The organism is Nonomuraea sp. H19 (assembly GCF_052068215.1).
Taxonomy (GTDB): domain Bacteria; phylum Actinomycetota; class Actinomycetes; order Streptosporangiales; family Streptosporangiaceae; genus Nonomuraea.
In genome coordinates this window covers 39,692-53,414 of sequence record NZ_JBQHCV010000012.1, presented here as the reverse complement: position 1 = coordinate 53,414, position 13,723 = coordinate 39,692, and the positions used below count along the sequence as shown (strand labels likewise).

Sequence of the window (13,723 nt, the reverse complement as noted above, 5' to 3'; positions counted from 1 at the left end):
AAATCACTCTAGCGCGCCGTCGGAGATTTGCAACGCAAGCGTTGGATATGCTGCATGGCATGGCTTGGAACACCGCCGAGACCAAACGCAGGCTCCAGGAGGCCGCGACCGCCGAGTTCGCCGCTCACGGCCTCGGTGGAACGACCATGGAGCGCATCGCGCACCGGGCGGGGGTCAACAAGGAGCGCCTGTACACCTACTTCGGCGACAAATCCCAGCTGTTCGCCACCGTGCTGGCGGACGAACTGAACAAGGTCGCAGCCGCCGTTCCCCTGGACAGCCTGGACGGACCCGAAGCAGTGGCGGCGTACGCAGGCGCGGTGTACGACTACCACGCCGAACACCCCGAGCTGACCCGGTTGCTGTTGTGGGAGGGTCTGCTCGACCTCCCAGAAGTGCCCGACGAGGCATCCCGCACGGACTACTACCGCACCAAGGTCGCGGCTTTCACCCGGGCACAGCAGGCGAATCTGATCAGCAACGACATACCAGGCGCCGACCTCGCCTTCCTCATCCTGGCCCTGGCGGGCTGGTGGTACGCGGTTCCGCAGATGGCGCGCATGATGCACGCCGATGATCCGACGAGTCCGGACACGGCCAGGGCAGCGCTCATGCGCGCAGCCGCGAAGCTGGCCACGCGGGGAGATCCTGGCGGTGTCAGCCATGTCGAGCTGCCGACCGGTCTTACGGAACGTGCCGGTCCGGCGCGGCGGCGGCCTTGAGCGCGGACTTCGCCTTCTGGACCTCGCCGGGGTCGCCGCCAGCGACCAGGTAGCGCAGACCGCCGAGGGTGAGCATCAGGGTGGCCGGCGAGACGAGCAGGCCGATCAAGCCAGTTTCTGATGTTGGTGAAGACGGCGTTCAGGTCGTCTCACTTTCGGACTGAGGTCACGATCATCACTGACCGTCACCCAGAGATTGCCGGCGCCGCGCAACTCGGTCTGAATCCGCCGCTGAGTCGTGGCGCAGTCCAGTCGCACGTCCATAGGGGCCGGGCAACCTGGTGTCCGCCCGTCAGCCTGAAGGCAAATGGTCCACGTCGAGGCCATCGCGGCGAGCGATAAGCAGCCCAAGCTCGTATCGGCTCCGGCGACGTGGTGGATTCGGCTCGGAGACGTCCAGGATCTCAGCTGTCTAGCGTTGCTTGAGGCGGAGTGCTTCTTTGCGGGCCTCGGCCTGGATGGACCGCTCGCGCTCCAGCCACGCCGGATTCTCCGCCTTCAGCGCATCGATCTCAGCGGTCGTGAGCGGTTCGGTGATCCCGCCTCTGGCCAGGCCGGAAATGGAGATACCGAGCTTCGCGGCGACGACCTGCTTGGGGTGCGGGCCGTTGCGGCGAAGGTCAACGAGCCAGGCGGGTGGCGTCGACTGCAACTCGTTCAGCTCGTCCCTGGAGACGACACCCGCCTGGAACTCGGCGGGAGTGGCCGAGAGGAGGACACCCAGCTTCTTGGCCGCCGTCTCGGGCTTCATCGTCTGGATGGTCTTCGGTTTGGACGAGGTCATGGCGTCGAGAATAGTCAGTCGGAACGGGTTCCCCTGACATCGGTACCCTGAGGAAGTGACTGATGGAGAGACTGGCAGGGTGTTCCGGCTGGCGTACGTGCCCGGGGTGACACCCGCGAAATGGGTCAACGTCTGGACCGAGAGGATGCCCGGCGTGCCGGTTACCCTCGTCACGGTTCCCGCCGCCGAGGTGGTGGGACTCCTGCGGGATGGCGGCGCCGACGCCGGATTCGTCAGGCTGCCGGTCGACCGGGACGGGCTCAGCGTGATTCCTCTCTACGTGGAGACCACGGTGGTCGTGGTGCCCAAGGACCACGCGGTGGCCGCCGCCGACGAGGTGGCCATCACCGACCTGACCGACGACGAGGTGCTCCATCCTCTGGACGACACCATCGAGTGGACGGTCCGGCCCGGGCTGCCCGCGTTCACCCGCCCGGCCACAACGGCGGACGCGGTCGAGCTCGTGGCGGCCGGCACTGGACTTCTCCTGGTTCCGCAGTCGCTGGCACGCCTCCACCACCGCAGGGATGTCACTTACCGGCCGGTGCTGGACGCGCCGCAGTCTCAGGTCGCGCTGGCCTGGCCCACGGACGCGACCACTGACCTGGTGGAAGATTTCATCGGCATCGTCCGCGGCCGGACGGTGAACAGCTCGCGAGGCCGTACCCCCGCCTCCCCTGCGGAGAAACCGGCGCAGCGGCAGGCACGAAAACCCGCACAGAATGGCTCCGGCCGCCGGGCCGTGCCGGCCGGCCGTAAAAGGAAGGGCCACCGGCCCCGGTGACCTGCAGCCCGAACCTCCGGTTCGGACCCGGCCTCAGTTAATTGCTGATGGCCTGCCCCTCGGCGTGTCGCGGGCACCGCGCCTCTTGGGAAGTTTCAAGCCGCATCATGCGACGACGGGATTCCGCGCATCCTGTGCAACCACTCATTGAGGGGGGCGTAGTCGGCATCGCCGAGCCCCTGACTGGGGTCGACACAATGGAGCAGGGCATGCCCGCGGTGGTGTGCGGATACCCAGGCTCGATCGATGCCGGTGATCTCATCGTCGACCCAGGCGAACGAGCGCCCTGCTGCCCAGTCGACAAGGGCGCGGGTTTTCCAATGCATCCCGTCCCGCTCGTCCTGTTCATCGACGTCCGATGGCTCCGGCCAGATCACCACGGGCACCCGCGGCAGGCCGAGCCACGGAGGAGCTGAGGGCGCTGCTCTGGTCGCATGTAGTGGCGTACGACGAGGCTCAGGCCGCCTGGCTGCCGGTGGGCCAGGCGGCCTGGGAGCACAACGACTTCGCGATCTACGTCTGGCGGTCCGTCCGGCAGAAGGGCGACAGCAAGACGGTCAAGTCCCGCCGGTCGCTCAAGCTTCCCCGGCGTTGCGTGGACGCGCTGCGCCTGCTCAGAGAAGCTCAGAACATCGCGCAGGAGAAGGCGGGTGACCGGTGGCAGAACACAGACCTCGTGTTCTGCACACGTACCGGCACACCCGTCACGGCTCACAACGTACGGCGCGACTTCCGGAAGGTCGTGGAGGCAGCGGGGCTCACCGGGCGGGAGTGGTCACCTCGCGAGCTGCGGCACAGCTTTGTGTCCGTGCTGTCAGACTCCGGCGTCCCCATCGAGGACATCTCGCGCCTGGTCGGGCACTCCAACACGGTGGTCACCGAGACGGTCTACCGACACCAGATGCGGCCCGTGATCACAACAGTGGAGACTTTGGTGTGTCCCGGCTTTCGGATCATGACATTCCTATCGAGGACATCTCGCGCCTGGTCGGGCACTCCAACACGGTCGTCACGGAGACGGTCTACCGTCAGCAGATACGGCCAGTCATCCAAGAAAGCGCGACTGCAATGGACCGCATCTTCCCCATGGTGGATGATGCATAGCCGTTCAGGATGTCACTCAGTTTGTCACTCACGCCCCGTTTCCATGATCGGAGACGGGGCGTTTTCGCAGGTGGGCGGTACTGGGTTCGAACCAGTGACCCCTCGCTTGTAAGGCGAGTGCTCTACCGCTGAGCTAACCGCCCCTGATCGGCACTACACCTTACGACACCAAGGGCTCCGATCGCACATCCACCACCCAGCCGGGCCCAAGTTCGGGTCGGCCCGCCGCGCGCCAGCCCAGCAGGGCCGCGCCGAGCATGCCCGCGTCCACCCCCAGCGCCGCCGGGACCAGCGGGGGCGCCTCGCGGAAGGCAAGGCGCTTGACCAGGCGGGTGCGTACCGGGTCGAAGAGGGCCGGGCCCGCTTCGGCCAGGCCGCCGCCCAGGACGATCATCGAGGGGTCCAGCAGCAGCGTGTACGTGGCCAGCGCCAGCGACAGCGCCTCCACGGCCTCGTCCCATACCTCGATGGCTCTGGGATCGTCCGAGGAGACCACCTGCTCGGCCTTGACGCCCTCGACGCCCGTCCGCAGGCTGTAGCGGCGGCCTACCGAGGCGGCCGAGGCGTAGGTTTCCAGGCAGCCGAACTGGCCGCACGCGCACTGTTCGCCGTCGGGGAAGACCGGGGTGTGGCCGATCTCGCCGGCCCAGCCCGAGGAGCCGCCGTACGGCTCGCCGCGGATGATCGAGGCGCCTGCGATGCCCGTGCCGATGGGCAGGAACAGGAAGTCGGAAAGGCCCCTGCCCGCGCCCAGGATGCTCTCCGCGAGCCCGCCGGTGCGTACGTCGTGTCCCAGCATCACCGGCAGGTCCAGGGCGGTGAACGCCGTGGCGGGAACGTCGCGCCAGCCCAGGTTCGCCGCGTAGATGGCGGAGTTCTCCGACACCAGCCCCGGTACGGCCAGGCCCACGCCGGCCGGGACGCCGTCGCCGGCGGCTGCCAGGTGGCTGATGAAGGCGGAAATGGCGGCCACGACCGCCTCCGGGCCCTCGGCTCGCGGGGTGGGGCGCCGCTCGCTCAGCAGCACCGCGCCGGACTCGCTGATCAGGCCGCCCTTCATGGACGTGCCACCGACGTCGAGCGCGACGACGAACGTACTCATTGCGGACACGGAATGAGACGATAGCGCAGCTCAGCCCCAAAGCCACGCCGCGCCCTGCGCCCCCCGTCCACCAGCCCGGACCGCAGGGGCCTCCCAGCGCCTATGTCCACCAGCCCAGCCCGTAGAGCGTCCCCGCGCCACCGGGGCCGCCAGAGCACGCCCATGACCGCGAGCCTGGCCGGGGACCTTTCAGGCGCGGCCCAGGACGCGGTTGAGCGCCGCCTCGACCTCGGCCGAGAGGCCGGGCGGCGGCGCCACGGAGGCCGCGAGAGGCGTGTCCGCCCGCGCCATTCGCACGGCGCCGCAGGACCGGCACTCCACCTCGCCGAGCCGGCAGATCAGCGTGGTCGACCCGCAGGTCCCGCACGCGTCCAGATCGAGGTCGTGCAGGCGTTGACAGTCCGGGCAGACCAGGACCTGGGTCTCGTTGCGCACCCCGCGCTGCCACGGGCTGGCGCCGCGTACCGGGTCCGTCTGCCGGGCCCCGCACCGGTAGCAGGGCATCCTTCCCTCCGAAGTCAGTGAATATCGGCGAGTGCCTTGACGTAGTCGGCGACGTCACGTGCGGAGGAGATCGGGTTGATCACCGACCACCGGATCACGCCCTCGCCGTCGATGATGAAGGTCCCCCGCAAAGCGAGCCCCTTCGCCTCATCGAACACACCGTACGCCCGCGCGACCTGTCCGTGTGGCCAGAAGTCGGAGAGCAGCGGGAACCCGTAACCCTCCTGATCCGCCCAGGCACGGTGGGTGAACACGGAGTCGACGGAGACGGTCAGCACCTGGGCGTCGAGCGGATGATCGCGCAGGGCGGACAGCTCGCCGTGACAGATGCCGGTGAAGGCAAGCGGATAGAAGACCAGCACGACCTTCCCGCCCCTGAACTGGGACAGGCGCACCGGAGCGCCGTGCTGGTCCTGCAGCTCGAAATCCGGAGCCAGGGCGCCGACCTCGGCAGGATGTGCGTTCACAGGCATCATCCTGCCGTACGGCAGGCGCTCGAGCTCCTTACCGTCGGCCCTTGGGCGTCACGAGCCTGGTACCTGACCAGTCAGGTGCGGCGGAGATGCTGCTGGTCTGCGAGAGACCCGCGGTGGCGGCATCCTCCCCTATGTCGCTCGGCTCCACGTGGCCCTCGCGCCCGGCCTTGGGAGTCAGCAGCCATATCTGGCCGCCGTCGGCGAGTGCTCGCATGGCGTTGGTCAGTGCGTCGAAGAGGTCTCCGTCGCCGTCGCGCCACCAGAGCAGCACCACGTCGACGACATCGTCACTCTCCTCGTCCAGCAGCTCGTTGCCAGTCAGGTTCTCGATGGAGTCGCGGAGTTCGTCGTCGACGTCCTCGTCCCAACCGATCTCCTGCACCACCTGACCCGGCTTGAGGCCGAGTCGTTCGGCCAGGCCGCGCTCGCCCTGCGCCTGACCCGCGGTCGCGCTCACGTTTATCCCTCCTGCTTGAGTGGCCCCGCTTATGCGGTTTATCGCTTCGGCACAGTCCACACGCTGTGACCCTCAGTCGTCAACGGTCGCCACGGGTACGGCCATAGTCGGCCAGAATCAATCCGACAAAAACGACAGGCGAACCTGGCGTTGCGGGTTGTCGACGTTGAGGTCCACGAGCGCGACCGACTGCCAGGTGCCCAGCGCCATCCGCCCGTCCAGCACCGGGATGGTGGCGTACGGCGGGATCAGCGCGGGCATGACGTGCGACCTGCCGTGGCCGCGCGAACCGTGGGCGTGACCCCAGCGGTCGTCGGCGGGCAGGAGATCGCGGAGCGCGGCGAGCAGGTCGTCGTCGCTGCGCGAGCCCAATTCGAGCAGGGCGACCCCGGCCGTGGCGTGCGGCACGAAAATGTGCAGCAGCCCGTCCTCGCCCTGAGCGCGCACGAAGTCGGCGCATTCGGCCGTGATGTCGTGCACCGTCTCTCGTGAACCCGTGGCCACGGAGATTATTTCGGATCTCACGGGGAGATCTTACTTAGGCACAACGACGGCATCAGGGCCGGGAAACACCAGCCCAGTGTGCCCGTCGTCGAACCGCACCATGTAGGGAGGCCCTCCGTCCGGGCCCTTGACCTCCACGATCACGCCGCTCCTGTCCCTTTCCCCAACGCTCTTCCCATGCACCAGGAGCCGGTCGCCTACCGTCGCGTTCATACCTCCCAGATTGGTACGTGGAGGGCCGCTCGAAAAGAGCGAATCCCAAGATCAAGCGATTTTTGCCTCCTCTTCAGGATGAGGACGAAACATGACCAAAACGTTACGGTGCGCCGATGTGGCGTTTCGGCTGTTAGGGCAAGGACGGCGGCCTCGTACGTGCTCCTCACCGCCACCGCGGTGCTGCCGGTCGAGGCCGTGATCGCGGCGCTCTTCCTGAGCCGCTGATCCACGCCGCCGATCTCACGCTGTGCCGCGGGAGCCGGCGGACAGGGACACCGAGCTGATCAGCTTCGAGGCGGCCAGGGCGCCGGCCGCCAGGCCCGGCGTGTCCGGGCCTTCGCGGAGCCCGCCGCGCAGACGCGGGGCAGGACAAGGGTGGGCGATGCCAGGCCGCGAGCCGAGCTGGGCTTCGCGATGCCGGCGATGCCCGTCGACACAGGCGGGAGATCGTCGCCGGCTCCGCGAGACGAGCCGGGTGCGCGGCTGACGAGCCGGGTGCGCGGACCCGCCGCCGTCACCACGGCCGTGGCGGCGGGCGGCTTCCGGAGGTCGCGGTCACGGCGCACGGCGGCGCCGCGCCGACGACGAGGTCTGTCCGGCAGGGCCTGCGGTTCGTCCTGGAGCAGGAGGACGGCAATCCACGCGCTCCAACACGGCCTCGGCCCCCTGAACGAAGCCCTCTGGATCGGCTCGGCCCGGGCCGTCTAGCTGCGGAAACACACCCCGCAGGAGGTGTACGCCGAGGCCGCGGCTAGACTCGCCCAGCGCATTGCGCCGACTGCCGGTGAGAACAGCCCCTGTTCGGGGGAAGTTGAGGTACGGCAGAGATCCACGGGACGACGGGGCCCACGGCATTCGAGCGAAATTTCGTTCGTTTTCCGGTCTTGTTAAATTCCACCGGGGATGTAACCTTTGGTGCGATTCGTCCTACCATCGGTGGTCTAGGCCATCGAGCATGGCCCTGCCAGCAGGGACACCCTGGTTACCGGTCAGTAGAGATGCGTTTTCTACGGCTAGCGACCAGGATGGAAGGCGAGACCCAGACCAGACATCAGTCATTCTCGGAAGGCGAGACCCAGTGGCTTCCGGACGCCAGCGATTCTCGATCATCAGCGACGGCCTACCCAGCCAGCTGCCTGATGTCGACCCCAGTGAGACCAACGAGTGGCTCGAGTCTCTCGACAACGTCGTCAAGACCGAAGGCCGCTCCAGAGCCCGCTATCTCATGCTGCGCATGCTGGAGCGGGCCCGCGAGCACCAGGTCGGCGTGCCGGGCCTGCGCAGCACCGACTACATCAACACGATCCCGCCGGAGCGCGAGCCTTGGTTCCCCGGTGACGAGCACGTCGAGCGCCGCATCCGTGCCTACATCCGCTGGAACGCGGCGATCATGGTGTCCAGGGCCAACGCCCGCACCAACGTCGGCGGCCACATCGCCACCTACGCCTCGGCGGCCTCGCTCTACGAGGTGGGCTTCAACCACTTCTTCCGCGGCAAGGACCACGGTGAGTCGGGCGACCAGGTCTTCTTCCAGGGGCACGCCGCGCCGGGCATCTACGCCCGCGCCTTCCTCGAGGGCCGGCTCAACGAGGCCCAGCTCGACGCGTTCCGCCAGGAGTTGTCGCACGGCTTCCACGGACTGCCCTCCTACCCGCACCCGCGGCTCATGCCGGACTTCTGGGAGTTCCCCACGGTCTCCATGGGCCTGGGGCCGATCGGCGCGATCTACCAGGCGCGGTTCAACCGCTACCTGCTCAACCGGCAGATCAAGGACACCAGCCGCAGCCACGTGTGGGCGTTCCTGGGCGACGGTGAGATGGACGAGCCCGAGTCGCTCGGCGCGATCGGCCTGGCCTCCCGCGAGGAGCTCGACAACCTCACGTTCGTCATCAACTGCAACCTGCAGCGGCTCGACGGCCCGGTGCGCGGCAACGGCAAGATCATTCAGGAGCTGGAGTCGTACTTCCGCGGCGCCGGCTGGAACGTGATCAAGGTTGTGTGGGGCCGCGACTGGGACCCGCTGCTGGCGGCCGACGTCGACGGCGTCCTGGTCAACCAGATGAACACCACCCCCGACGGCCAGTTCCAGACCTACTCGGTCGAGTCGGGCGCCTACATCCGCGAGCACTTCTTCGGCGGCGACCCGCGCCTGCGCAAGATGGTCGAGCACCTCACCGACGAGGACATCCGCAAGCTGTCGCGCGGCGGCCACGACTACCACAAGGTCTACGCGGCCTTCAAGGCGGCCCGCGAGCACGTCGGCCAGCCGACCGTGATCCTCGCCCAGACCATCAAGGGCTGGACGCTGGGCAAGGACTTCGAGGCGCGCAACGCCACGCACCAGATGAAGAAGCTCACCAAGGCCGAGCTCAAGGAGTTCCGCGACCGGCTCTACCTGCCGATCCCGGACTCGGCGCTGGAAGGCGAGCTTCCCCCGTACTTCCACCCGGGCGAGAACGACCCCGAGATCCAGTACATGATGGAGCGCCGCGCCGCGCTCGGCGGCGTGCTGCCCAAGCGGGTCCTGCGCGCCAAGCCGGTCAAGCTGCCCGCCGACGAGATCTACAACACCTTCGGCAAGGGCTCGGGCAAGCAGCAGGTGGCCACCACGATGGCGTTCGTGCGGCTGCTCAAGGACCTCATGCGCGACAAGGAGATCGGCCACAGGTTCGTGCCGATCATCCCGGACGAGGCCCGTACGTTCGGCCTGGACGCCATGTTCCCGACGGCGAAGATCTACTCGCCGCACGGCCAGACGTACGAGGCCGTCGACAGGGAGCTGCTGCTGTCGTACAAGGAGGCCGTCCAGGGCCAGATCCTGCACGAGGGCATCACCGAGTCGGGCTCGATGGCCTCGGCGATCGCGGCGGGCACCGCCTACGCCACGCACGGCGAGCACATGATCCCGATCTACATCTTCTACTCGATGTTCGGCTGGCAGCGCACCGGCGACCAGATGTGGCAGATGGGCGACCAGATGGGCCGCGGCTTCCTGGTCGGCGCCACCGCGGGCCGCACCACGCTGAACGGCGAGGGCCTGCAGCACGAGGACGGCCACACGCCGCTCATCGCCTCGACCAACCCGGCCGCGGTCTCCTACGACCCGTCCTGGGCGTTCGAGGTCGCGCACATCGTCAAGGACGGCCTGCGGAGGATGTACGGCGACCAGCCGGAGGACATCTTCTACTACCTGACCGTCTACAACGAGCCCTATCTGCAGCCGGCGCAGCCGGCGAACCTCGACGTGCAGGGGCTGCTCAAGGGCCTGTACAAGTTCGCCGACGGCCCGCAGACCCAGGGTCCGAAGGCCAGCATCCTGTCCTCGGGCGTGGCCGGCCCGTGGGCGATGGAGGCGCAGCGGCTGCTGGCCGAGGACTGGGGCGTGTCGGCCGACGTGTGGTCGGCCACGTCGTGGTCCGAGCTGCGCCGCGAGGCCCTCGCCTGCGAGGAGCACAACCTGCTCAACCCGGACGCCGAGCAGCGCGTCCCGTACGTGACCCAGGTGCTGTCGCAGGCGCAGGGGCCGTTCGTGGGCGTCAGCGACTACATGAAGGCCGTGCAGGACCAGATCGCGCAGTGGGTGCCGGGTGACTGGTCCTCGCTGGGCACCGACGGGTTCGGCCTGTCCGACACCCGCTCGGCGCTGCGCCGCCACTTCCACGTGGACGCCGCCTCGATCACGCTGGCCGTGCTGACCAGCCTGGTCAAGCGGGGCGAGCTCGACGGCGAGGTGCTGCGCGAGGCCATCGCCCGCTACCACCTCAAGAACGGCGTCACCGAGGCCGGCGGAGCGGAGAGCAACGACACCCAGTCCATGGGCGTCTAGGACATCCGGTGATGGCGCTCCCGCGAAGCTTCTCGCGGGAGCGCCATCGTGTTCCCGGCGGGCGCTCCGCCCGCTCGCGTGAGGCGGCACGTCAGGAGGGGTACGTGCCGCCTCACCCGACTTTGGTGCGACGTCGCGTATCGTGGGCACTACTTCCCCCCGAGAGACGAGGGGAAGTTAGTTTTATGCGACGAGTCCTAGCCGCCGCCCTGCTCGTGACGGCCGCCGGCTGCTCCACCGCACCTGCCGAGCCCGCCTCGCGGCCGACGGCCACCACCACCGGCGCCGGCACTCGCACCGCCGCCGGCACGATCAGCTGGGGGCCGTGCACCGACATCAAGCGCCCTGACAGCGAGCCGCCTGCCCGCCAGGACACCTCGGTGCGATGCGCGAAGCTCGCGGTGCCCCTGGACTACGCCAATCCCGAGGGGGAGAAGCTGGAGCTGGCGCTCATCAAGCTCCCGGCCGCCGGCAAGGGCGAGAAGCTGGGCTCGATGGTGTTCAACTTCGGCGGCCCGGGGGCTTCCGGCGTCGACACGCTCGACCAGGCCGCCAAGGCGCTCACCACGCTGCGTTCCCGCTACGACCTGATCAGCTTCGACCCGCGCGGCGTCGAGCGCAGCTCCGGCGTACGCTGCGGCGACACCGCCCAGATGGACCGCTTCGTCTCGCTGGACACGCTGCCGCCGGACGAGGAGACGCACCGGCGGACCGAAGCGGCCAACAAGGAGTTCGCCGCACTGTGCCAGCAGCACTCCGGCAAGATCCTCCCGTACGTCGGCACCGTGAACGCCGCCCGCGACATGGATCGCCTCCGCGCCGCGCTGGGCGAGGAGAAGCTCAACTACGTCGGCATGTCGTACGGCACCCAGCTCGGCGCCGTCTACGCCACCGAGTTCCCGAAGAACGTGGGCCGCATGCTGCTCGACGCGCCACTCGATCCCACGGTCACGTTCCAGCAGCGCACGCTGGCCCAGACACGCGGTTTCCAGAAGACGTACGAGAGCTTCCTCAGGTCGTGCGTCAAGGGCGGCTGCGCCATAGGCAAGGATGTGGAGGACGCCAACGCCAACGTCACGAAGCTGATGAACCAGCTCACCGTCAAGCCGCTGGCGGTCGGCAACCGTCCGCTCACCCAGGGGCTGGCCGGCACGGGCGTGGCGGCCGCGCTCTACTCCGAGCTGACCTGGCCGTTCCTGGAGCAGGCGCTGGCCGACGCGCTGAAGGGCAGAGGCGCGGCGCTGATGTACCTGGCCGACTCCTACGTCGGGCGCCGCGAAGACGGCACCTACACCACGCAGATGACCGCCTTCCCGGCCGTCACCTGCGTGGACACCGCCGAGCGGCCCACCGAGGCCGAGGTGCGGCGAACCGAGGCGGCCGCGCTCAAGATCTCGCCGCTGTTCGGCAGCGAGGGCTCGGGCGGGCTGTGCCGGTTCTGGCCGGCCAAGGGCAGCAACGAGGCGAAGCAGGTGGACGCCACCGGGTCCGCGCCGATCCTAGTGGTGGGCGGCAAGAACGACCCGGCCACGCCGTACCAGTGGGCGCCCAGGCTGACGGCCCAGCTCAAGACCGCGACGCTACTGACGTACCAGGGAGAGGGGCACGGGGCGTACCTGTCGGGCAGCAAGTGCGTGCAGGGGCTCGTGGACGCGTACCTGATCAACGGCAAAATGCCGCAGCAGGGGGCGATCTGCCCGGCGGCCTAGTCCGGTGTACGGCGACCGCATCACAAGGCGGCCGCGGCCGCCTTGTGATGCGGTCGCCCTGGACGCGCTGCCGCTCGGCGATCGGCGGCGTGTCCAGGGCGACGGGGACCACTCCTCGGGAACCGCTCATTTCGAGCGGCCCGCCCGCGTGCCGGGGCCGGCGGGGAAGACGCTCTTCCCGGCCCGCGAACGGGTGGTCACCTGGACTGGCGGATCCTGACGGCTGAGGTGCCGGTCAAGGGGCCGATCACCTGCGGTGGAAGACCCCGAAGACGCTGCCCGAGGTGTCGCGCAGGTAGGCGAAGTCGGTGCCCGCGCCATCGTCGATCACCTTGGTGAGCACCTTGCCGCCCAGCGCCTCGCTCTTGGCGCACGTCTCCTCCACGTCGGCCACGTGCACGTGGAAGATCGCGTGATTGGGGAACTCGCCCTTGGTGTTGTAGAGCCCGCCCCCGGGCTGCTCACCACCCGGATAGCTGATCAACCGGTAGTCGATCGGGCCCTCGTCACTCGCGAACGTCCAGCCGAACAACCCGCCGTAGAACTGCTGGGCGCCTTCGGGATCGTCGGTCGCAACCTCGAACCAGGTCACCGTGTTGTCCATCGTCATCTCCTTGCTTTCTCGAACAAGACAACGATCTAACGCGTTGGCGACAACCTTATGTCGGTGTTTTCGATTGACTAATCGAGCGCCGTGCCGCGCACGATCATCTCGGGGACGTCGGTGGCGAAGCCTTCGAGCGGCCGATCGGGGCAACGCTCGTTGGTGACGGTGGCCGAGGCGATGCGGTCGAGACGGAAGACACGCACGTCGTCGCGCATCCGGCACCACGCCACGAGATACCAGAACCCGCCGCGCCCGCCCAGGTAGACCCCGGGCTCGACGTCACGGGAGGTCAGCGCCCCCTTGGCGTCGACGTAGTCGAGCTTGAGCACGCGGCGGCGCAGCAACGCCTCCTCGATGGCCCGGGAGATGCCCTCGCCGCCGAGCGGCAGGATCTCGCTGCCCGGCTCGGGCGGCGGGCTGACGAGCTGCACGCGGCGGGCCAGCTCCCTGGCCAGCTCCCCCTCGGGGCCCGGCATGGCGGCGACCACCTTGCGTAACGCGCTGCGCGCCTGCCGGCCGAACGGCTGGTCGCCGGCCTGGCTGAGCGCCACCGCGATGGCCACCGCCTCGGCCGGGGTGAAGTTGAGCGGGGGCAGGGACATCTTCTTGTCGATGGCATAGCCGCCCGTGCGGCCCGCCTCGGCGTAGATCGGCACCCCGGACTCCTGCAGTGCGGTGATGTCGCGCTCGATCGTGCGCACGCTCACCTCGAACCGCTTGGCCAGCTCTCTGGCGGAGCGGCAGCGGGGCGCGATGGCGCGCAGGTCCTCGACGAGCGCGTAGAGCCGGTCGGTACGATTCACAGCCGTGACGTTACGCCGCGCCACCGACAATCGCGGCGCGCCCGGCAGCCCCGGGACACCCTCCTCACCGCGCGGCAACAGGGGTCTCACGGTCTCGGCCAGTGTCCCGCGCCTCGTGTGACCCA

16 protein-coding genes and 1 tRNA gene are annotated in these 13,723 nt (G+C 68.6%); 5 read left to right on the top strand and 12 right to left on the bottom strand.

From position 1 onward, the window contains the following. Window positions 1-59 precede the first annotated feature (59 nt). Window positions 60-722, top strand: a complete 663-nt coding sequence (locus ACTMTI_RS26435) for a TetR/AcrR family transcriptional regulator (protein ID WP_441123205.1) — start codon at window positions 60-62, stop codon at window positions 720-722. On the opposite strand, the gene ACTMTI_RS26430 is transcribed toward ACTMTI_RS26435, so the two are convergent. Both ACTMTI_RS26430 and ACTMTI_RS26425 read right to left on the bottom strand, forming a co-directional pair. Next, entirely contained in the window at window positions 685-831 is a 147-nt protein-coding gene (locus ACTMTI_RS26430; RefSeq protein WP_441123204.1) for a hypothetical protein, read from the bottom strand. The two genes, ACTMTI_RS26435 and ACTMTI_RS26430, sit on opposite strands and share 38 nt — an antisense overlap. 303 nt (window positions 832-1,134) lie before the next feature. Continuing rightward, window positions 1,135-1,506 carry a DUF5997 family protein gene (locus tag ACTMTI_RS26425; RefSeq protein ID WP_441123203.1) on the bottom strand — a complete coding sequence of 124 codons (372 nt, stop codon included), beginning with the start codon at window positions 1,504-1,506 and terminating at the stop codon, window positions 1,135-1,137. Between the two features lie 55 nt (window positions 1,507-1,561). Here ACTMTI_RS26425 and ACTMTI_RS26420 point away from each other — a divergent pair, with 55 nt between their 5' ends. Then, on the top strand, window positions 1,562-2,290 hold the full coding sequence (locus ACTMTI_RS26420) for a LysR family substrate-binding domain-containing protein (protein WP_441123201.1): 729 nt from the start codon (window positions 1,562-1,564) through the stop codon (window positions 2,288-2,290). Window positions 2,291-2,385: 95 nt separating this feature from the next. Here ACTMTI_RS26420 and ACTMTI_RS26415 read toward each other — a convergent pair whose 3' ends face one another. Continuing rightward, a complete protein-coding gene (locus tag ACTMTI_RS26415; protein ID WP_441123200.1) occupies window positions 2,386-2,676 on the bottom strand; it encodes a hypothetical protein in 291 nt (96 codons plus the stop codon). Here ACTMTI_RS26415 and ACTMTI_RS26410 point away from each other — a divergent pair. Continuing rightward, window positions 2,649-3,506 carry a tyrosine-type recombinase/integrase gene (locus tag ACTMTI_RS26410; RefSeq protein ID WP_441123430.1) on the top strand — a complete coding sequence of 286 codons (858 nt, stop codon included), beginning with the start codon at window positions 2,649-2,651 and terminating at the stop codon, window positions 3,504-3,506. The two genes, ACTMTI_RS26415 and ACTMTI_RS26410, sit on opposite strands and share 28 nt — an antisense overlap. Here the strand turns inward: ACTMTI_RS26410 and ACTMTI_RS26405 are convergent. The 7 genes from ACTMTI_RS26405 to ACTMTI_RS26375 all read right to left on the bottom strand — a co-directional run bounded on the left by ACTMTI_RS26405 (window position 3,466) and on the right by ACTMTI_RS26375 (window position 6,650). Further along, window positions 3,466-3,537, bottom strand: a tRNA-Val gene (locus tag ACTMTI_RS26405). The two genes, ACTMTI_RS26410 and ACTMTI_RS26405, sit on opposite strands and share 41 nt — an antisense overlap. A 17-nt stretch (window positions 3,538-3,554) precedes the next feature. Further along, window positions 3,555-4,496, bottom strand: coding sequence for an ROK family protein (locus tag ACTMTI_RS26400; protein ID WP_441123429.1), 942 nt, complete (start codon window positions 4,494-4,496; stop codon window positions 3,555-3,557). A 189-nt stretch (window positions 4,497-4,685) separates the two neighbouring features. After that, on the bottom strand, window positions 4,686-5,000 hold the full coding sequence (locus ACTMTI_RS26395; RefSeq protein ID WP_441123199.1) for a hypothetical protein: 315 nt from the start codon (window positions 4,998-5,000) through the stop codon (window positions 4,686-4,688). 14 nt (window positions 5,001-5,014) lie between these two features. After that, the gene (locus tag ACTMTI_RS26390; RefSeq protein WP_441123428.1) at window positions 5,015-5,473 is read right to left on the bottom strand and encodes a peroxiredoxin; all 459 of its coding nucleotides are present in this window, start codon (window positions 5,471-5,473) and stop codon (window positions 5,015-5,017) included. 31 nt (window positions 5,474-5,504) lie between these two features. After that, window positions 5,505-5,933: a DUF3052 domain-containing protein gene (locus ACTMTI_RS26385; protein WP_441123198.1), complete on the bottom strand. Its 429-nt coding sequence runs from the start codon at window positions 5,931-5,933 to the stop codon at window positions 5,505-5,507. A 117-nt stretch (window positions 5,934-6,050) separates the two neighbouring features. Then, on the bottom strand, window positions 6,051-6,458 hold the full coding sequence (locus tag ACTMTI_RS26380) for a secondary thiamine-phosphate synthase enzyme YjbQ (protein WP_441123197.1): 408 nt from the start codon (window positions 6,456-6,458) through the stop codon (window positions 6,051-6,053). Between the two features lie 9 nt (window positions 6,459-6,467). After that, complete coding sequence (locus ACTMTI_RS26375; RefSeq protein WP_441123196.1) at window positions 6,468-6,650, bottom strand: DUF1918 domain-containing protein; 183 nt, start codon at window positions 6,648-6,650, stop codon at window positions 6,468-6,470. A 1,081-nt stretch (window positions 6,651-7,731) separates the two neighbouring features. On the opposite strand from ACTMTI_RS26375, the gene aceE reads away from it, so the two are divergent. Together aceE and ACTMTI_RS26365 are read left to right on the top strand one after the other, a co-directional pair. Next, the gene (gene aceE, locus ACTMTI_RS26370; protein WP_441123194.1) at window positions 7,732-10,479 is read left to right on the top strand and encodes a pyruvate dehydrogenase (acetyl-transferring), homodimeric type; all 2,748 of its coding nucleotides are present in this window, start codon (window positions 7,732-7,734) and stop codon (window positions 10,477-10,479) included. Between the two features lie 185 nt (window positions 10,480-10,664). Further along, window positions 10,665-12,188: an alpha/beta hydrolase gene (locus ACTMTI_RS26365; protein WP_441123193.1), complete on the top strand. Its 1,524-nt coding sequence runs from the start codon at window positions 10,665-10,667 to the stop codon at window positions 12,186-12,188. A 247-nt stretch (window positions 12,189-12,435) separates the two neighbouring features. On the opposite strand, the gene ACTMTI_RS26360 is transcribed toward ACTMTI_RS26365, so the two are convergent. Continuing rightward, window positions 12,436-12,792, bottom strand: a complete 357-nt coding sequence (locus ACTMTI_RS26360) for a VOC family protein (RefSeq protein ID WP_441123192.1) — start codon at window positions 12,790-12,792, stop codon at window positions 12,436-12,438. A gap of 77 nt (window positions 12,793-12,869) precedes the next feature. Next, a complete protein-coding gene (locus ACTMTI_RS26355; protein WP_441123191.1) occupies window positions 12,870-13,598 on the bottom strand; it encodes a helix-turn-helix transcriptional regulator in 729 nt (242 codons plus the stop codon). Window positions 13,599-13,723 lie beyond the last annotated feature (125 nt).